We start from the raw sequence: 19901 nt of genomic DNA on the forward strand, positions 1-19901 counted from the left end.
CCCGGTGTGGCGCGACATCCAGTGGTGGCGCGGCACCCAGTGGTGGCGCGACATCCAGTGGTGGCGCGACACCCAGTGGTGGCGCGACACCCAGTGGTGGCGCCGGGCCGTGCGACCCGGCACCACCACCTCGGGGTCAGACGGTGGCCGTGGCCAGTGCTTCGAGCAGACGGGCGGAGTAGTTGGTCTGGCCGTTCAGCTCCTTGGTGTCGAACCACTGGGTGCTGGTCACCTTCAGGGTGACCTTCTTCCCCTGCGGGCTGAGGGCGTGCAGGGTTGTGCCCGGTGGGATCGGTGTCGTCGGCGGGGTGTGGTTCTCCTCGACCCCCTGGAGGTCGACGCGCACACCGGCCGCGAGTTCGGCGGCGGTGAGTTCCGAGTCGGTCACGGTCACGTCGGCCAGCAGCTGGTAGTCGGGCTTCTTCGTCATGTAGTGCGCGACGTGCGCTTCCGAGCCCTGTGCGAACAGCAGGTACGAGGGCTTGGGCGGGTAGTCGTCGGCGTCGTGGAACTGCCGGTTGTGCAGGACGAGGGTGATCTCGGCCGGAACGCCCGACACGATCGGCTGGGCGTCGTGGAGGTCGTTGCCGATCACCTTGAGGATCGAGCCGGTGAACCTCCGGTTGGTCACCATCTCCTGGAGCAGCAGCTTCTCGTCGTTGACGACGATGAACGTCGCCGTCGGCGCCGCCCGCCGGGCGTCGACGTAGGTCTTCTTGACCGCGGCGCTGAACTCGAACGTCGCGATCACCTGGTAGCGGTGGGCGGCCATGGTGAACATCGCCAGGTGGCCGCCGTACACGAGCTGGTCACCCATCAGCACGAAGCCGTGGATGTCCGGGGTCTCCTCGTCGTGGGACATCGTCATGAGCCGCTCCTCCCTAGAAGGCGCTGTCGGAGAAGCGGACCAGGGCCAGGCGGGCGATGTCGCCGCTGTCGGCCGAGCCGTCCACGTAGGTCGCGAGGTTCGTGCCCCCGCGCTGCATCGGCACGCTGACGGGACTGGACTTGGCGAGGTCGGCCACCAGCGCGTCGATCGTCGACGTCGTGACGTGCGGCATCACGTACAGGTGCGCGTAGTGGACGACCTGGTCGCCCACCTTGAGCGGGATCGTGGCCAGCGAGTACTTGTGCACGAGTTCGGGCGGTGGCTGCTTGAACCGCACCGTGAGCGCCAGCGGCGTTCGCGCGGCCTCCCACGTGCCGCCCAGCTCCTTGAGCTTCTTCTCCGCGTGGTCGGTGACCTCCAGGGCGGTGCGGATCATCGTCATCTGCTCGCGCTCGGAGTGCTTGGCCAGGAAGTGCCACATCACCAGCGGCGAGAACGCGTTGCGCGACCCGCCGAACGTGGTGTCCGGCGACCCGATCACGGCGGGCTGCTCGGGCGGCTGCATCTGGAGGTTCGCCTTGGTCATGAACACGCCGCACGGCCAGGGCGCGCCGGGGTACTTGTGCCCGCTGGTGACGATCGAGGCGACCTCGGGGACGCGGAAGTCGAACTTCGGGAGCGGGGTGGTCGGCGTGATCTCGCCCGCGTCGACGAGCTTCTCGATGAACGGCGCGTAGGTCGCGGCGAGCGCCCCGTCGACGTGGATCCAGTGGCCGGTGCGCTCGTCGACCAGTTCGTTGCCGTTCTCGTCACGGCCGTAGCGGACCTTGCGCTTGTCCAGCCCGTACCGGGCGAAGATCGGCCGCAGCCGGTCGCAGACGCCCTCCACGTCGTCGTAGGCGCCCTTGAACGTGCTGCCGTAGTTGAGGTTGACCACCACGGGGTGGCCCATGCTGGCGAAGAACTCCACCAGCGTCGCCAACTTGTCCACGTCGATGCTGCCCGGTCCGCCGTCACCGCCGGTGGACGGCACCTCGTGGTCCCACGGCTGGCCGGGGTTCAGCGGGTTGGCGTACGGGTACATCTTGGTGCCGACCTCGTAGAAGTTCGGGATGTTCAGCACCCGCAGCGCCTTGGCCACCGAGTAGTGCGTGTCGTGGGAGTAGAAGCCCACGGGCGAGTAGGCGTTCTGGTTGTCGGCGGGCGCGGTGTCCTGCACCCACACGTACTGCGCGCCGCCGCCCTCGGCCGGTTCGCGCATGAGGGTCTTGCCGGAGAGGTAGTCGCGGGCGTTCCACAGCGCGTAGTTGTTGCCCTCCGAGGAACCCATGGTGAGCACGTAGCCCCAGTAGGCGTCCTTCGGGACCTCGCCGTCGACCTCGGTGCGGGGCTTGGCGCGCCACAGCTTGGCGTAGTAGTCCAGGACGGCGCGCTCGGCCCACCGGGTGTGCAGGGTGAAGTGCGAGTCCTCGAACGGGTCGCCGACGTTGTTGAAGTGGTAGTCCAGGAACCGGGCCATCGGCTCGCGCAGCTTGAGGTCCTCGTTGGTCTGGTAGCCGAGGAACCTGCCCTGGAGGTCGGCGAAGTAGGTCTCCAGCTTGTCCAGCACCGCCATGCGCTGCGGCTCGGGCACGCCTTCGGGAGGGATCGCGAAGTCCTGGTCCGTCGGGCTCGGCGCGGACCTCGCACCCTCTGTGCGCGTGCGGTCCAGTGCCTGCTCTGTGATGGTCATGGTCGCCTTCCAGTGGTGGTCCGTCTCCCGATCGGGGAGCCGTTCAGCGGCGGGGCTTGGCGAGCGCGTTGAGCAGCAGCGCCTCGGCGAGGGTCATGTGCTCCAGCTCGGACTTGCTGACGCTCTCGTCGTCCCCGTGGATGTTGGCCAGTGGTTCCTCGCAGCCCCACAGCACGATGTCCGCGCCGGGGTTGGCCACGTGGAGCGCGGAGACCAGCGGGATGGAGCCGCCCTGACCGGCGTGCGCGACGCCCGCGGTCCCGTAGGCGGTCTTCAGCGCGGTCTCGACGGCGGCGTGGTGGGGCCCCTGGTAGGCGGCGAAGCCCTGGCCGAGGCTCACGGGCTCGACCGCGCGCACGACCGCCTGCGGGGCCTTGGCCTCGATGTGGTCCCGGAGCGCCTTGAGGGCCTCGGCCGGGTCCTGGTTCGGTGCGAGGCGCACGCTGATCCGGGCGGTCACCTCCGGGTGCAGCACGTTCGCGGGCCTGTCCATGCTGGGCGCGCCGCGCAGGCCCACGACGTTGGCGGAGGGACGGCCGAACAGGCGCTGGGCGAGCGTGCCGGTGCCGACGAGGGCGACTCCTGGTTCCACGCCCGCGTTCTGGCGGTACTGCTCCTCCGGCACGGCGGGCCAGTCGTGGTCGAAGCGGGTCAGGCCGGGCACGGCCACGTCGCCGTTGTCGTCGTGCAGCGTCGCCAGGAGCCGCACCAGCACCGTGAACGCGTCGGGCGCGGGCCCGCCGTACATGCCGCTGTGCACCTCCTTGGCGAGCGTCTTGACGGTCACGTCCACCGCCAGGATGCCGCGCAGGGTGGAGGTGAGGGCGGGGTGGCCGACCGCCAGGTTCCCGGTGTCGGCGACGATGACCAGGTCGGCCTTGAACCGGGGGTCTTCCGGGTGGTCGGCCAGGTAGGAGTCCAGGACGCTGCTGCTCTCCTCCTCCCCCTCGACGACGACCTTGACGTTGATCGGCAGCCCGGACCACGTCTCCCGCAACACCTTGAGCGCGCCCAGGTGCATGACGACCCCGGACTTGTCGTCGGCGGCGCCGCGGCCGTAGAGGCGGGTGTCGCCGCCCGCCGCGACCTCCTTGGGGACGAAGGGCTTCGTGACCGTCCACTTCGCCTCGTCGGCGGGCTGCACGTCGTAGTGCGCGTAGAGCAGGACCGTCGGCGCGCCGTCGGTGTTCGCGCTCTCCTCCGCGTACACCAGCGGGGCGGATGTCCTGCCCTGGTGGGTGATGGTGGTGACGGTGGCCCCGCTCAGGCCGACCGTGCGGAACAGCCCGGCGATCGTCTCGGCGGTCGTGCGCAGGGGCGGCTCCGGCTGGTCGGCCGTGGACCTGTGCTTCACCAGGTCGATCAGCGTCTGCCAGAACTCGGGGGCCGAATCGCGCACGTGCTCGTGCAGGCCCTGCTCGGAGGCGACCGCGGTCATGGGGGTCCTTCCCGTGGTTGTGCGGGCGCGTCGAGGGGAGGTGTCCACTCCGGATTGGGCGCCACGTGGGATCGGGCTGTGCGCCCATCGTCGCACCACGACGGCGGTGCCCGACAGGCCTCGGGCACCGGACCCCACCAACGTGTGGCAGGACGAGGTCGGCGGCGACGGTGCGTGTTCGCGGCGGTGCCGCGGCGACCGGGAAAGAGCGCGATCATCGTTGTGGCACAACGAGAAGAGGTCTCAGCGACGCGGGCGACCCCGATCGGGCACCGGCGCGGACGCTCTGGAACCACGCCGGACCACGCCACCGTCCCCGGCACCTGAAGCGGGAAACCCGATCGGGAGCGGAGTCCCCCTCCACGGGGTGCGCGGTCCGGGCCGGCCGGTGGCGCACGGTGATCCGCCCGGCCCGAGGGCTACCACGTCGGAGCACCACTCTCCCGATGGGATTCCCCTCGCGCACTCGGCCGCACACACCCCGAATCCGCAAATGTGCGGCGCCAGCAACGTGAAACGGCCGGAACGCGGGTGCGTCCCGGCCGCTCGACGTCGGTGGATCAGCCCCTGATCGGGCGATTCAGGTCCGCTCCGAGCTGGAAGCTCGTCACGGAATCCGGGTTGACCGCGAACCAGTCCGCGTCCAGGTCGCCTTCCTTGACCTCCAGGTCGTCGCCCAGCAACGCGGCGACGCGGTCACCGTCGACCTGGAACCCCGTCACCCCACCGGCCAGGTGGACCAGGTCGGCGTCGAGGTCGCCCTCCTTGGCGTACAGCTCGCCGCCCTCGGTGAACGCGATGCGGTCGGTGTCGAGGTGGAACGCGGTGACCGAGTCGGTGTTCACGGTGTACCAGCCGGGATCGAGGTCGCCCTCCTTGACGAGCAGGGCGCCCGCCGAGGTGAGGGCCGCCAGGCGGTCACCGGAGAGCTGGTAGGAGGTGACGCCGGACTCCTGCTCGACCGACGGCGCGTCCAGGTCGCCCTCCTGGGCGAACAGGGTGGTGCCCTCGCGGTAGGCGATGCGGGTGCCGTGCAGCTGGAAGTCCGCGACGCCCGTGGCGATGGTCTGCCAGCCGGGGCCGAGGTCGCCCTCCTTGACCAGCAGCGAGCCGTCGGTGGTGAGCACGCCCACGCGGTCGCCCTCGATCTGGAACGACGTCACCGCCGCGTCCTGGTGCACGATCTCGCCGTCGACGTCGCCCTCGACCACGTAGAGGTCGGGCCCCTCGGTGAACGCGATGCGGTCGCCGTCGAGCTGCACGTCGGTGACCGAGTCGCCGTTGACGGTGTGCCAACCGGGTTCCAGGTCACCCTCCTTCACCAGCAGCGAACCGTCGTCCTTCAGCACGGCCACGCGGTCGCCCTCCAGCACGTACTCCTCGACGCCCTCCTCCTGGAGCACGGGGTCGGCGCCGAGGTCGCCGTCCTTCGCCCACAGGGCACCGCCCTCGGTGTAGGCGATCCGCCGCGCGCCGACCGCGGGCCCGCTGGACGTGCCGCCCTCGAAGAGCCGCACCGCGCCGTAGTAGTCGCCGTGGGACGACGCGGCCGAGACCTTGATGAGCGAACCGGAGTTCGGCGCCTCCACGATCCAGCCGTCGCCCAGGTACATCGCGACGTGGTGGATGCCGCCGGGCGAGGTGCCGTAGAAGAGCAGGTCGCCGGGCAGCAGCGGGTCGTGGCCTTCGGCGCGGCTGAAGCGGTCGACCGCTCGGGAGGACTGCCACTGGGTGGTGGTGACGCCGTTGACGATGTCCTCGTCCACGGCCAGGTAGTAGGCGTAGCGGACGAACCCGGAGCAGTCGAGTCCGCGGACCCGGCAGTCGTTCGGGGCGCCGTTGAGGGGATCGCAGATCCCGTAGGAGAGGCCGGGCTGGGGGCCGTGGCCGCCGCCCCAGGAGTACGGGACGCCGATCTGGTCGCAGGCCCGCTCGACGGCGGCGACGGCGTCGGCTCCGGCGCCGTCCGCCAGCACGCCGCACTCGGGGGCGGCGGAGGCGGCGGGCGCCGCGGCGAGGTCGAGGGCGGCGGTGCCGAGGCCGATCGTGACGGCCAGCACGAGCCTGGTGAGCTTCTTCATCGGAGTGTCCTTCGTGGAGCGTCAGGGGCGGACGCAGTTGATGTGGCCGTCGGGCAGTTCGCCGCCGTTGAAGTAGCGCAGCGCGGCCTCGAAGTCGGAGCAGCGCTCGGCGTCCTCGCGGGCGTCGTGTGCGTAGCCGATGTTGCTGTCGACGCGGCCCATGTCGAGGTCGTCGGCCAGCTCGTTGGTGTTGGGGCGGGCGACGGTCCAGTACCAGCGGGCGATCTGGCCGCTGCGCTCCAGCGACGCCGCGGCGTCCGGGTCGGCGAGCAGGTCGTACCCGAGCCACTGGCCCGCGGAGCGGTAGTTGAAGTCACCGGTGAGCTGGATGTAGCCACGGCCGCGGTAGCGCCCCGACTGACCCGCTTCCCCCGCGTCGTAGCGGAACCCGCTCTCGTTGCGCAGCGTGGCGAGGAACGCCGCGATGCGCGCCGGGTTGTTGATCTCGCCGTCGTCCATGGCCTGGTTGAGGCTGTCCAGGCCCTCCTCGACGACGTCCTCGCTGCCGATGAAGCCGTAGACGGCCTTGAGGTCGTCGAGCGTCACGGTCGTGGAGCCGCCGCCGTGCCGGGTCGCGGCGAGCAGCCGCACGGCGGTCGCGCCGTCCTCGTCGGCGACGAACCAGCCCGGCTCCAGGTCGCCCTCCTTGACCAGCAGCCGACCGTCCTCGATCGCGGCGACCCGGTCTCCGACGAGGTCGAACGCGGACACGCCTTCCTCCTGGAGGATCGACGGGGCGTCCAGCTCGCCCTCCTGCGCCCACAGGTCGTCGCCCTCCAGGTAGGCGATGCGGTCGCCGTCGAGCCGGAACCCCGTGACACCACCGCCGATCTCGGCCCAGCCGGGCTCCAGGTCGCCGCCCTTGACGAGCAGGTCCCCGTTCTCCTTCAGCGCGCCGACGCGGTCCCCGCTCAGCTCGAACGCCGTGACGCCCGACTCCTGGTGGATGGACTCGGCGTCGAGCTCCCCTTCCCGCGCCCACAGCTCGGTGCCCTCGGTGTAGGCGATCCGGCTGTCCTCAAGCTGGAAGTCGGTGACGTCGTTCGTGCTGATCTCGGCCCAGCCCGGCGCGAGGTCGCCCTCCTTGACCAGCAGGTGGTCGTCGGTGGTGATGACGCCGACGCGGTCGCCCTCGATCTGGAACGACTTGACGGCCTGGTCCTGGTGCACGAGCTCGCCGCCGAGTTCGCCCTCGGTGACGTAGAGGTCGGTGCCCTCGGTGAACGCGATGCGCCCGTCGCGGATCTGGAAGTCGGTGACGGAGTCGGTGTTGACGGTGAACCAGCCCGGCCCGAGGTCGCCCTCCTTCACCAGCAGGGAACCGTCGGTCTTCAGCACGGCGACGCGGTCGCCGTCGAGCTGGAACTTCACCACCCCGGACTCCTGGGGTTCCCAGTCGGCGTCGAGGCCGCCCTCCTTCACGAAGAGCGTGTCGCCCTCCAGCACGGCGATCCGGTCCTCCTGGCCCGGCAACGCCGACGCGGGCAGTGCGGGCGCCACCACCAGGAGGCCGGCACCGACGGTCGACGCCAGTGTCATGCGCAGGAACTTGGACATCGGTGGATCTCCGTTTCGCTCGGGTGCTCGTCTGGGAACGAGGCTGCCGAGCGTCGATGACTCCGCCGTGACGCGCCGACGACGGCTCACGTCATCGCGCTGCCACGGAGAACAAAGGCCAAGGGGGTCGTCAGTGGACTGTCCACTGACGACCCCCTGCGGATCAGGCCCGGTCCAGCTCGTCGCACACCCGGTCGAGCAGTCCCGGCACGGCCGACTCGACCATCCGGAGCACCTCGGCGTACTCGGCCGGACCGCCGTAGTACGGGTCCGGCACGTCGACGTCCTCCCCCGCCACCGGGTCGAACGACCGGAGCAGCCGCACGCGGTCCGGGTCGGTCACGAGCCTGCGCAGCGTCCTGGCGTGACCGGAGTCCAGCGCCACCAGCAGGGACGCGTTCAGGTGGTCCGAGCCCAGCGGGGCGGCGACGTGGCCGACGGGGTACCCGTGGTCGACCAGCACCGCGGTGGCCCGCCGGTCGGTGGGAGCACCGACGAGCCACAGGCCGGTACCCGCGCTGGTGACCCGCACCCGCTCCGCGATCCCCTCGCGGTGCAGGTGTTCCCGGAACACCAGCGCCGCCATCGGGGAACGGCACGTGTTGGTGCTGCCGATGAAGCTCACGTGCACGGCGGGCTCACCGGAGCAGCCCCTCGCACGCCGCCAGCACGATCGCCTCGGCGCTGTCCGGCGACGCGGGGTCGCTGCCGGGCGCCGACGCGTTGAGCGGGGACGGCCAGCCGTAGGAGAGCATGCTGCTGCCGTAACCCGCGATCCACGGGTCGTCGTTCCAGCCCGCCTCGTAGCCGTTGTGCAGGCCGAGGCCCGCCCAGAGGATCCGGTCGGACGCCACGTAGCACTGGGTCTCGTTGGCGTAGGCCATGATCCAGAGGTTGCCGGTGCCGATGTCCTGCGCCAGTGCGTTGATCATCAGGTGGTAGTCGCTGACGACCTCGTGCGAGAGCCCCAGGATCGTCACCCCGCCCATCTTCCAGCACTGGAGGGGCATCGGGATCGAGGCGGCCAGCTCGCCGCGGTCGATCTGCCCGATGATCAGGTTGGCGTGCCGGACCTCGGCCTGGCCCAGGTGCCCGTCCAGCCGCGCCACGTACTTGCGCCGCAGCTCCGCCCGCACGCCCGCGTCGGTCGTGTCCACCGCGAACGGCAGCTCGACCTCGGTCAGCTCGGTCGCGATGGGGCCTTGGACGTCGGTGAAGTCGCCGTTGTTCACGGTGTCGATGACGGCCGACGCCAGCCGCTGCCCCAGTTCGTCGGTCGGCAGGTCCAGCGGGTCCTGGTCACCGGCCGTGCCCTGGAAGAACAGGGCCATCGCGCCGAACTCCTGCTCGATGATCTCCGACGCCACGCCGACGAAGTCGCTGTGGAACGAGGGTTCCCGGCCGCACGACACGGGGTGCGTGCCGCAGCCGAAGAGCACGGCGAGCAGACCGCCGTCGTCGGTGTCGCGCACCGCGATCACCGGCACGTCGGTCATCACGTGGTCGAGGCCGACGCGGTTGAAGCCGACCTCGGCGCTGCCCTCGGCGAAGTGCAGCGTCGCCGGGATGGGCGTCTCCCCCACGGTCCGCTCCACCAGTTCGGTGAGCAGGTCCATGAACACGAACGTGGAGCCGTTGACGGCGTCCACGTCGGCGTCGTCGAGGTTCATCAGCACCTTGGGGTCCGGGTGCGTGTCGCCGATGAACGGGCCGCTGTGCGTGTGGCTCGCCACGATCATGAAGTCCGAGCTGCCGACCAGACCCAGCTCGTCGCACACCCGCCTGCGCAGCTCCTGGTGCACGTCGCGCGGGATGCTCACCACGTCCACGCGGAGCAGCACGTTCACCGAGCCGCCCTCGTGGATCGCGATGCAGTGCGCCCGCAGCGGGTGCGCGGGCGGCGGGGCCGACGGACTCGCCCCCCTCGGGTCCCAGCCGTAGCCGCCCATCCACAGGCTCGGCCAGCCCGGCACGGCGGGCGTGATGTCCAGTTCGTTGTAGGCGACCGCGAACCCGTCCGCGGGCGCGGCGGACGCGGCGGACGCGCCCGCGAGCCTGGTGGTGAAGACGGCGGTGGCGGCGAGCAGACCGCCCCGCAGGACGGACCGACGGCTGATTCCGGACACGGTGGAACTCCAGACGTGAGGTGGTGGGCTGACGGGCTTCTAGACGGGATCGGCCGCGAGTTCGGCGGCGATCCGGGAGGCGGCGGTGTACGGGTCGCCGACGGGCTGGGTGGCGTGGGCCTCGGTCTGCCTCGTCCACTCCAGACCGCGGGCGTCCCACTCGTCGTCGAGGCTCGGCTCGTTCCCGGAGGGGATGGTGCTGGGCAGCAGGTCCAGGAACCTCTCCCACCGGGGCTTGTAGTAGCCGTCGAGCAGGCCGTGCCAGTCGCGGTTCGCGTAGTCGTGCAGACCGCCCGACCCGAGCGCCTTCGAGGTCCAGATGGTCAGGATCGACCGCGCGTTCCACTCCAGGATCCCGCGCTCCTCGGCGTCGCCGCCCCACGCCTTCGCCTGCTCCAGCCAGGGGCCGAGCAGCCAGTTCCGGTCGGTGGCCAGGACCTCCGACGTCAGGTCGAGCGCGCGGAGGAACCGCCGCGAGTGCCTGGTCACGCCCGCGCGGTCCCGCGCCTCGTAGGCGGTGCGGAGCTGGTCGACGAGCAGCCTGCCGCGGTTGGCGAGGACCTGGCGGGTCACGTCGACCAGGTCGTAGCGGTAGGTCGCCGACGTGCGCAGCGCGGGCGCGACGGCCAGCATCTCACCGAGCACGGGCGCGAACTCCGCCGGGTCGTAGCGCCAGCGGTCGGGCCCGAAGTTGCTGGCGGAGGTCAGGTTCAGCGTCGGCCACGCGGCGAACGGCGTCTCGAGGGGACCTTCGCCCGCCTGGTGCCCGGTGGCGGCGAACGAGTACGCGGTGCGCAGCAGGATCCTCCACGCCGCGGCGGCGTGCGCGTCGGCGGCACCGTAGCGGCGCTCGGCGTAGGCGAGGATCCACGGTTCGAGGTCGACGGCGGTGCGCCGCCAGGTCATCTCGCCCAGCAGGTCGGCGACGACGGGGTTGTGGTGCGTGCCTTCGAGGGCCATCGCGCTGCCGACCAGCCGCTTGCGCTCCGGCGACGTGCGGACCTCCGGGAAGGTCCGGCCGGGTTCGACGAGGTTGCCGAACAGCCCCAGCCTGCCGCCGAAGTTCTGGATGGTGCCCCAGCACCACGGCACGCCCCAGTACGCCTCGGTGTCCTGCCACTTGCGGCTGTCGTCGGAGTCGAGGTCGAGCACGACGATCCGGTTCTCGTCGACCGCGTCGAGGACGTCCAACCGGGGGTTGTCCTGCCAGCCCTGCATCAGCCAGACCGCGCCCGGCACGGCCTTCTCCAGCTCGTCCTGCACGGCCCTGGCCGCCTCGCCGAGGTCCGCGCCGTCCAGCACCGCGGGCAGGTCGTCCGCGCCGACCTCGTGGAACAGGTCGTTCGAGTAGTGGGTCGTGGTGCCGAACCGCTCCGCCTGCGCCTGGTAGAACCGCCGCGCCACCTCGGGGTAGAGGGCCTCGGTGGTGTCGAGCCAGTACGGGCGGGGGTGGCCGGAGTAGTCGCCCTGCGCGGGGATGTGCGTGTCCGGGTGCAGGTCGGCGAACACCTGGTCGGGCACGTGCCCGACGAACGCGGGGAACACCGGCGTGATGCCCAGCTCGCGCATCCGCTCGACGATCCGCAGCCCCAGGTCGGCCCGCCGTTCCAGCAGGCCGACGCTGACCGGGCCGCTGAACCCCGAGGCGTCCTCGTCGTAGCCGGTGGTCTCGCCGTACCACTGCCACGGCTGGAGCGCGGGCTGCGCGATCCACTGCCGCACCTGGAGTTCGTCCATGCCGAAGTCGGTGAACGTGTCGTACCAGACGATCTCCTGCCCGATCAGCGCGAGCGCCCGGTTCGTGCCGCTCGCCGCCAGGTGGTCCAGCTCGCGCTCCCAGTCCGACCAGGTCCAGAACGGCGTGGTGTAGCCGAAGACGGTGAAGTTGTAGGCGTAGCGCTCGGTCAGCTCGGTGGACTGGCGGATCGTCGCGGTCGGGGTGGGCAGCGTGGCGGGCAGCGAGATCCGGTCGCCGTTGGTCGACAGGTGCTGGCCCGCCACGTACTTGAGCCACCAGTGGAACGCCGACATCGTCGCGACCGCGCTCGTGCCGCCGAGGACGATCCGCCCGCCGGACGCGCTGATCTCGAACGCGTCGGCCTCACCGGCGCGGGGCGTCAGCCGCCGCAGCCCGAACTGGTCCGCGTCGCGGCCGAGCAGCCGGGCGATGGCGGCGCGGACCGCGGGCGAGTCTGCGGGCACGGCGGCCCGCGCCGTCGCGGCACGACCGGCGCCGACCAGGGCCGTCGCCATCGTGCCGAGGAGGAAGCCGCGGCGGGAGATGCTGTGCATGTGTCGGTTCCTGTCGTCACCGGACTGGGACGACCACAGCCTCCGGCGCTCTGGTGACGTCCTGTTGACGCGGCGTTGACGCCACCCCCATTGCGGCCTGGACCCGCTCCGCCGTGGCCAGGTGCTCAGCCGCCCGCTCCCGCAGGCCGAGCCGTTCCTCGACGGCCGCCAGCACGGTCAGCGCCTGCGCCTCCCGCAACCGGAACCCGGTGCGCCGGGCCAGGTCGAGGGCGTTGCCGAGGTGCGCCACGCCCTCCTCGGGCGGCACGGTGCGGCCGAGGCCGATCAACGCGGTGATCTCGCCCTGCCGGTAGCCCGCGCTGCGGCTGATCTCCAGCGCCGACGTGTGCTTGACCAGCGCGGACGCCGGGTCGCCCGTGCGGTTCTCGACCGACGCGAGCGTGTTCAGCGCGTCCGCCTCGTAGCGCAGGTTGCCGGTCTCGACCGCCAGCGCCAACGCCTGCTCGCAGTGCCTGGTGGCCTCGGCGTAGTCGCCAGCCTCGCGGTGCGTGGCCCCGAGGTTCTGGAGCACCTCGGCCTCGTCGTGGCGCGACCGCAGCCGCCGGTGCACCGCCAGCGCCGCGTGGTGGTGGGCGAACGCCTCGGCGATCCGGCCCTGCCGCAGGCACACCCCGCCCAGGTTGTTGCGCGCGGTGGCGCCGGTGTGCGCGAGACCCGCCCGTTCGCACAGCGCGAGCGCCCCGGTCAGGAGGTCCCGCGCCTCCCGCAGCTCACCGCGTTCCAGGTGCATCGACCCCAGGTTGACCAGCGACGCGGCCTCAAGCCGTTCCGCGCCCAGCTCCCGGCTGGCCGCCAGCGCGCGGGTCGAGTGCGCGACGGCCACGTCCAGGTCGCCCAGTTCCAGGTGCACGACCCCCAGGTTGCCCAGCGCCACGCACTCGCCGATCCGGTTGCCCGACGCGCGGTGGCCCGCCAGCGCCCCCTCCAGGTCCTCCACCGCGGCCGGGTAGTCGCCCCGGCTCCAGAACAGCATCCCGCGGCTGTTGCGCAGCCACGGCCGAACGCCCTGCTCACCAGCATTCTCGGCGGCGGCGAGCGCGGTGTTCGTCGTCGTGAGCAGGTCGGCGTCGAGGCGGCGCGAGTGCAGGTAGCCGCGGACGGCGTCGGTGAGGTGCCAGGCGTACTCCGGCGCCACGTCCGCCGCCTGCCGGACCGCGGCGACCAGGTTCGCGCGCTCCTCGCCGAACCAGGTCGCGGCGTCGCACTCGTCGGCGAGGTGCGGCACGAGCGGGACGGTGTCCGGCTCCGGCCTCGGCAGCCGCGCCAGCGTCGGGTGCAGCAGCTCGGCCGCCGCGTCCGCGGTGTGCAGGTACTGCTCGTAGACCCGGCGCAGCGCCCCGGTGCGCGCGGCCGCGTCGTCCTCCTCCTGCGAGGTGGTCACGGCGTAGAGCCGCAGCAGGTCGTGGAACTGGTAGCGGCGCGGCTCGTACTGCTGCACCAGGCTCGCCGCGGCGAGCTGTTCGAGCAGCCGCGTGGCCGTGCCGAAGGGCACGCCGAGCAGCGCCGACGCGGTCGGGGCGGTGAAGTCCGTTCCCGGCACCAGCCCGAGCAGCCGGAACAGCCGGGCGGCGTCGGGGTTGAGCGCGCGGTAGGACGGGACGAACGCGCCGCGCACGGCGGCCGACTCGTCGCCGTCGACGGCCAGCGCCGCGAGCCGGTCGTCCTGGCGCAGCTCGGCCACGTAGTCGGCCACGTTCGGGCGCGGTCTGCTGCCCAGGTTGGCCGCCGCGATCCGCAGCGCGAGCGGCAGCCCGCCGCACAGCGCGGTCAGCTCCCCGCCCGCCACCGGGTCGTCGTCGACGACCCGCCCCGCGATGCCCGCGACCAGCGCACGGGCCTCCTCGGCGGACAGCACGTCGAGCGCGACCCGTCGAGCGCCCTGCAACGCGGTCAGCCCGCGCATCTCGCTGCGGCTCGTGACCAGCACCGCGCAGCGCGGCTCGGCGGGCAGCAGCCGCCGGACCTGGTCCACGTCGGCGGCGTTGTCCAGCACGACCAGCACCCGCCTGTCGGTCAGCAGCGACCGGTACAGCAGCTCCTGCTCGGCCTGGTCGAGCGGCACGCGTTCCGCGGAGACGCCGAGCGCGCGCAGGAAGTAGCCCAGCGCCTGGGTGACCGACGTGGTCGGGCTGGTCGAGTACCCGTGCAGGTTGACGTGCAGCACGCCGTCCGGGAACTCCGGCCGCAGCCGCCGCGCCACGTGCACGGCCAGCGCGGACTTGCCGACGCCCGGCGGTCCGGACACCACCAGGATCGGCGCGGCCGTGGCGTGCTGCTCGGACAGCAGGGCGGTCGCGAGGGCGATCTCGTCGGCGCGCCCGACGAAGTCGCCGATGTCCGGCGGCACGGTCGTGCCGACGGGCGGCCTGGGCGCGGGCCCTGCGGGTGCGGCGGCGTCCAGCGACGGGTCGTTGCGCAGGATCGCCTCGTGCAGCCCGCGGATCGCGTCGCCCGGCCCCAGGCCCAGTTCCTCGGCCAGCAGCACGTCGAGGTCGCGGTACACCTGGAGCGCGTCGGCCTGCCTGCTGGCGCGGTAGAGCGACAGCATCAGGCTCGCCCAGAACCGCTCCCGGTACGGGTGCGCCGCGGTCAGCGCCCGCAGCTCACCCACCAGTTCGTCGTGCGCGCCCAGCTCCAGGTCGGCCTCGACGCGCTGCTCCACCGCCAGCAGCCGCTGCTCCACGAGAGCGGGCACGTCGTCGCGGTGCAGCGCCTCCGACGGCACGTCGGCCAGCGCGGGCCCGCGCCACAGCCCGAGCGCCCGGTGCAGCAGCGCCGACCGGGTCTGGGCGTTCGGCGCCCGCCGGGCCTCGCCGATCAGACCGGTGAACCGGAACAGGTCCACCTGCTCCCTCGGCACGTCGAGGACGTACCCGCCGGGCACCGTCCTGATCGTGTCCGCTCCCCCGAGCGCCTGCCTCAGCCGCATCACGTACGCCTGGCACGTCGACCGCGCACCGCTCGGCGGCGCCCCGTCCCACAGCGTCCTGACCAGCCGCTCCACCGGCACCGTCTCGCCCGTGCGCAGCAGCAGCGCCGCCAGCACGACCCGGTGCTTGGCCGCGGCCAGCCGCACCACCGCCCCCTCGCGGCGCACCTCCAGCGGCCCGAGCACGCCAAAGCTCCACATGTGCGACATCCCCCCGTTGTCCTCCCGTGGCGATCCTGCTGAAGGACGGGGCACCGGTCAACCGGAACACGACCGCGTCACCCCTGCGCGCACGGGACAGGGGCACAGGGCCGCGTCCTCGACGCGCTCCGGGACCGACCGGCCGTTCGAGGTTCGCCGCAGGTTCGTCCAAGCCGGGGCTGGAGGCTGACCCGTGCGGTGTCGGCGGCGCTGTCCAGCACCACCCGCCGTCCCGCGACGAGACCGCGGTGGCGAGCGGCCCGGGCGTGGGGGGTCGACGGGGATCCGGCCGGGGGGCGCACCGAGGGCGTCGAGGGACACGCGGACCGCCACCGCCGGGGGCAGCGGTGGGTCGGGGCCGAACCCGCTCAGGTCGACGAACAGCTCGCCGTCGGGACACCGGTCCAGCACGCCGGGTCCACCAGCCGCTCGAACGGCCGCGGATCGGTGGCGTGCGGGACGTCCGGCCCTACGGCAGCGGCACGACCGCCCTCACGTGGAACTCCCCGTCCTGCCCGACCTCGATGACGGGCAGCCGGCGCGCGACAGCGTTGCCGGTCGTGGCGTCCAGGGTGAAGGGGCCGCCCGCACCGCGCACCTGGTTGCGTTCCCGGTCGGACCGGGCCAGCTCGGCGCGCACGTCCTGGCGCGTCGGCAGCTCCCCCTGCTTCATCCCGATCGCCGAGCGGCTGATCACGTCCCGCATCGTCAGCATCGCGTCGTGCATCATGACGCCCCAGCCGTCAGCGAGATCGGTGGTGGAGAACCCGAGCCGCTGGAACTCGAGGGTGAGTTCGGCGAACTCGGTGATGCCCATCTCCCGCGCCGCGTCCGGGTCGACGTGCGGGGTGTAGACGACGGCCAGGGGAGGCTGGTCGGCCCGAGGTCGCAGGTCCTCCCTGCTGCGCAGCATCGACGCGTCGGAACCGGTGACGAGCGTGATGAGCCGGTCACGCGCGCAGCTGCGGTTCCGCAGGTTGTTGATCAGGTCGTCGAGCAGGACCGCGCGGCCCGCGTAGAGCACGGTGGTCGGGGCGCCGTCACCGCACAGGTCCCTGGTGATCTGGTTGAACTGGTTGTCGAGGGTCGCCTCGGTGTCGAACCGGTTCTCCACGGTGATCGGCAGCCTGCCGCTCGCCGAGGCGTCCTTGAACTCCTTGTAGAGGGTGGCGGGGTAGAGGTCGTCCTCGTTGACGTCGTAGACGAGCATCGCCTTGCCGACGCCCCGTCCGGCCAGGTAGCCCGACAGCACCGCGATCTGGTTGCCGGTGGTCGAGCTGACGCGGGTGAAGCCCCTGATGTACCGGGCGGGCTCGCCCGGTTGCGCGGGCGGCTCGACGTTGAACCCCGTGGCGGTCACCACGGAGGCGACCATGGGGATGTCGGCCTCCGCCAGCGCGCGGGCCGTGTGCTGGGCGTTGGTCGTGCTCTGGCCGACCCCGATCACACCGACCAGCCGCTGTTCGTCCGCCAACTCCACCAGCTGGTCCACCACACGTCGCCACTCCTGCTGGCCGCTGCCGGGATTGGCCAGCAGCAGGCGGATCTTCGGCTCCTGCCTGTCCCCGTTCGCGGCGAGCTGAGCGACGAGCGCACCCTCCAGCTGCGCGCGAACCCGCTGCCAGGTCACGCTCCCCACGTCGGTGGGCAGCAGCGGCGTGAGGAGGGCGACCGTGACGTGCGGCTGCCCCGACACCCGTTCGTTCTCCTCCAGGATCCGCCGCTGCACGTCGGCGAGCTGGTCGTCGAACACGTAGGAGCCGTCCGTGACGCCGACGCACTCACCTCCCCGGTCGTGGACGCCCTCCCCGCACCGGGTGATCAGGTTCACGCCGAAGGCGGCAGCGGCGCCCACCACCAGCACCGCCACCGCGGCGATCACCCCGAGCCGGACGCGCGCCCTGCGCAGCACGCGCGCGGGCGTCGGCGGCGTGAAGTCGACCTCCTCCGGCGGCTGGGCCAGCAGTTGCCACCGCGCGGACCGGCTCACCACGGGAGCATCGCCCGCCTCGGCCTTCGCCTCCAGCAGCGCAGCGGCCTTGAGGAAGTCGTTGCGCGCCACGCCCGGCTGCTGCGCCAGGGCCTTCAGGTCCAGCGCGGCGCTGCTCCACAGTTCCGCGCGGTTCGCGGTGGACAACGGATCGTTGGCCGCCCACAACGCCACCAGCACCCGCGCGATCGTCCGGCCGGGTTCCGACCGCGGACCGGCGAGGCCCGCCGAGGCCAGAACCCGGTCGGGGTCGGCCTCGTCGGTGTCGAGGTCGTTGGGTGCGGCGGTGACCGCGTCGAGTTCGGCGAACCACTTCCGCGAGTCCGGGAGCAGCGCCTCCAGGTTCCGCAGCACCTCGTCGAGGTCGCGCAACGCGAGGGCGTGGTAGCCGCGGTCGGCGTCACGCCCGTTGTCCCGCAACCAGGTGTGCGCGGCCGTCCACCGCTCGGGGTCGGCGGCGAGGCGGCGCAGCAGCAGGTGCCGCAACGCGGGCACCATGACCACGCGACCAGTGTCGTGGGCGCGGACCTGGAGGGCGTCGGGCACGAGGCTCGTTCCCCCGCGCGAGGTCACCAGTCCGCTGCCCGACAGCTCGTCGGCCTGTTCCACGTCACGAGCGGCGGCGCAGGGCTCCAGTGCGGCAGCGCGGGCAGCCACGGCGGCACGGGCGTCCACGGTGGACAGAGCGGCGTCCGACGGCGAGCCGAGCAGCTCCCGCAGCAGCCGTTCCCCGACGGTGACCGGGTCCCTGTCGACCGGGCCGCGCCACCGGTTGTCCAGCAGCCCCTTCACCGACGGGTCGTCACCCGTGTGGTCGCCGATCGCCCTCACGACCACGGCGGTGGCGGCGGGATGACCGAGGGTGAAGCGGTACACCTGCGCGGCGACCGCGCGGTGGGCGTTGAGCCTCGGTCCGGCGATGTCGGACACCATGTCCTTGACCTCGTCCGGCGTCAGGTCCCGCAGCGCCACCGGGTAGGAGTCGCTGTCGTACCCGCCCTGCCTGCGTTCGAGGTAGTCGTCGTAGCCGGCCTTCTCGGCGAACGGGATCTCCTCGTCCGGCGCCACGTGCCGGGCCACGCCACCCGCGCTGGTGGCGACCACGGTCAACGGGTCGGGCTCGCCGCGGCGGGCGTCGGCGAGCGCCTGGTAGAGGAGACGGCCGGGCTTGGTGTCCACGTCGTCCAACAACAGCACGCAGTTCAGCGACCAGGCGCGCGCACCGCGGCCCTTGGCGAAAGCGGCCCGCAGGTCGGCCAGGAACGCGGCCCACAACAGCTCCGTGGCCTCCTCGTGGTCGGCCTCGCTCGCGTCGTCGCGGGTGAGCAGGTTGAGCCGGACCAGCTCGTCGTAGGCCTGGTTGCCCGAGCCGTACCACTCCAGCCCCTCACCCAGGACGACGCGGCGCCCGTGGCGCCACGACACCAGGCCGTGCAGGACGAGACCCGCCGCGTACCGCGCCGCCGTGGCCACCCCCGGCACACCGCCCACGACCGACACCGTGCCCGTGACGTCCTGCGCCAGGTCGTCCAGGAAGGTCCGGAGCCGGTCGACGTTCCGAGCGTTCTCCAACGCCTGTCGAATGCGTGCTCGGGAGGCCTGGCCGGGTGAGTCCAACTCCGTGGAGATGGCCACCTGAGCGGTGACGAAGCGGGGGAACGGGATCGAGCGGTAACCGGCGACGGTGCGGTTGAGGTCGAAGGTGAGCAGCGAGAGCACCTTCCAGGCGGTGGCGCTCTTCAGCTCGCCGCAGTTGACGCGGGCGTGGGGGACCCTGTCCCGCACACGGCTCTCCAGGACGTCGAGCAAGGCGGTCTTCCCACAGCCCTTGGGCCCGGTGAAGATCAGGATCGGCGCACGGCGGGTGGTCGGGTAGCCGTTCGACTCCGGTCTGGTCGTGAACTCCCGGACCAGGGCGATGGCCCGGTCCCTCCCGTGCAGGTTGATCGACTCGCCAGGCATGTGCGTCCCCCGTGCGAACTAGCGCGAGCGAACATCATCTCGCCAGGTGGGGGCCGTGTCACGCCCCCAGTGGGGTGCCTGCTGGTCACCGGGGCACCGGACGGGCGGGGGGTTCCTCCACCCGATCGGCGCAGGTCGGGACGAGCGCCGACGACCTCCGTGCTCGACGGTGTCGCGTGCGGGGCCGGAAGGGGTGAGGCGGTCGGGGCCGTGGGGTGTCGGGCTGACCGCGCACCCGATCCGGCTCCGCCGCCACCCTCGCGGCACGACCCGGCCCGCAGGGTGTCGAGGCACGGCGCGGCAGTGCTGGCGCGCCGCGCAGCCGGATCGGAACCGCGTTCCACGCGACCAAGGGGTCCCCCGGTCGGGGGACCCCGCCCGCCGGCTACACCCGCTCGGCGGCGACCGTCGTCGTGGGCTCGCCCCCGGGCTGCCTGCGGTCCTCCAGCTTGATCCCGCACTTGCCGATCAGGGCCGCACCGACACCGATCGTCGTGACCGCCGGAGCGGCCAGCACCGCGACCAGCCCGAGGGCCACCGGCACGTCCACCACCACGTCGTCCTTGCTGTCGCGCACGACCACGCGACGGTGGACGCCCTCGCTGACCAACCCGCGCACGGCGTCGACCACGGAGTCGACGGAGGTGCGGTGGGACTCGGGCTTGGATTCGCTCATGACTCTCCTCGAACCGGGGACTTCCCTTGACACCTCCAGCCTGTCGGCGGCGGAGCGGCCTGCCATC

At 72.2% G+C, this 19901-nt stretch carries 11 protein-coding genes; all 11 read right to left on the minus strand.

Annotation, left to right across the window (positions count from 1 at the left end):
- Positions 1 to 136 precede the first annotated feature (136 nt).
- A complete protein-coding gene (locus tag VFZ92_RS13465; RefSeq protein WP_330876227.1) occupies positions 137 to 868 on the minus strand; it encodes a hypothetical protein in 732 nt (243 codons plus the stop codon).
- Positions 869 to 881: 13 nt separating this feature from the next.
- The gene (locus tag VFZ92_RS13470) at positions 882 to 2561 is read right to left on the minus strand and encodes a hypothetical protein (RefSeq protein ID WP_330876228.1); all 1680 of its coding nucleotides are present in this window, start codon (positions 2559 to 2561) and stop codon (positions 882 to 884) included.
- A gap of 43 nt (positions 2562 to 2604) precedes the next feature.
- Complete coding sequence (locus VFZ92_RS13475) at positions 2605 to 3999, minus strand: M20/M25/M40 family metallo-hydrolase (RefSeq protein WP_330876229.1); 1395 nt, start codon at positions 3997 to 3999, stop codon at positions 2605 to 2607.
- A 560-nt stretch (positions 4000 to 4559) separates the two neighbouring features.
- Entirely contained in the window at positions 4560 to 6080 is a 1521-nt protein-coding gene (locus VFZ92_RS13480; protein WP_330876230.1) for a C40 family peptidase, read from the minus strand.
- A 21-nt stretch (positions 6081 to 6101) separates the two neighbouring features.
- On the minus strand, positions 6102 to 7637 hold the full coding sequence (locus VFZ92_RS13485; RefSeq protein WP_330876231.1) for a glycoside hydrolase family 19 protein: 1536 nt from the start codon (positions 7635 to 7637) through the stop codon (positions 6102 to 6104).
- Positions 7638 to 7800: 163 nt separating this feature from the next.
- Positions 7801 to 8268, minus strand: coding sequence for a low molecular weight protein-tyrosine-phosphatase (locus VFZ92_RS13490; protein ID WP_330876232.1), 468 nt, complete (start codon positions 8266 to 8268; stop codon positions 7801 to 7803).
- A gap of 7 nt (positions 8269 to 8275) precedes the next feature.
- Positions 8276 to 9763: a hypothetical protein gene (locus tag VFZ92_RS13495; RefSeq protein ID WP_330876233.1), complete on the minus strand. Its 1488-nt coding sequence runs from the start codon at positions 9761 to 9763 to the stop codon at positions 8276 to 8278.
- Between the two features lie 39 nt (positions 9764 to 9802).
- A complete protein-coding gene (locus VFZ92_RS13500) occupies positions 9803 to 12055 on the minus strand; it encodes an alpha-N-acetylglucosaminidase (protein WP_330876234.1) in 2253 nt (750 codons plus the stop codon).
- Between the two features lie 16 nt (positions 12056 to 12071).
- Entirely contained in the window at positions 12072 to 15206 is a 3135-nt protein-coding gene (locus tag VFZ92_RS13505; RefSeq protein WP_330876235.1) for an AfsR/SARP family transcriptional regulator, read from the minus strand.
- Between the two features lie 469 nt (positions 15207 to 15675).
- Positions 15676 to 19158 (minus strand): hypothetical protein, encoded by a 3483-nt coding sequence (locus VFZ92_RS13510; protein WP_330876236.1) that lies wholly within the window; start codon positions 19156 to 19158, stop codon positions 15676 to 15678.
- Between the two features lie 385 nt (positions 19159 to 19543).
- A complete protein-coding gene (locus VFZ92_RS13515) occupies positions 19544 to 19834 on the minus strand; it encodes a DUF4342 domain-containing protein (RefSeq protein ID WP_330876237.1) in 291 nt (96 codons plus the stop codon).
- Positions 19835 to 19901 lie beyond the last annotated feature (67 nt).

It is taken from the genome of Umezawaea sp. (genome assembly GCF_036375055.1).
GTDB lineage: Bacteria > Actinomycetota > Actinomycetes > Mycobacteriales > Pseudonocardiaceae > Umezawaea.